The following is a 308-nucleotide window of genomic DNA, read 5'->3' as shown; positions in this document are numbered from 1 at the left end:
GACATCTCGCTGATCCGCCTGGAAATGGAGGAAGTCCTGCCCGAGCGGAGTACGTTCGGCGGCCGCCGGTACGTCGTGCGCCCCCGGCTGTTGGGGGCGGCCGGCCGGCCCTTCAGCGGGGGGCACCAGCTCACCCTCAAGTTGTTCCGCCTGCTCAAGCAACTGTTGGCCAACTGGGTCGTCCGGGACGCCGACTCGCCGGCCGCCAAGGACGTCCGCCCGGTCGTGCTGGACGCCGGAAAGAAGGACGACGAGTTGATGAAAGCGGCGCTCGACTGGGCGGACGAGATCCTGCCGACCCGGTTTCA

1 pseudogene is annotated in these 308 nt (G+C 68.5%); it reads left to right on the top strand.

The features are described from left to right. Positions 1 to 308, top strand: a pseudogene (locus BGIM_RS66360) (hypothetical protein); the annotation flags it as partial.

This window comes from Zavarzinella formosa DSM 19928 (assembly GCF_000255705.1).
GTDB lineage: Bacteria > Planctomycetota > Planctomycetia > Gemmatales > Gemmataceae > Zavarzinella > Zavarzinella formosa.
This window is presented reverse-complemented; position numbering and strand designations above follow the sequence as displayed.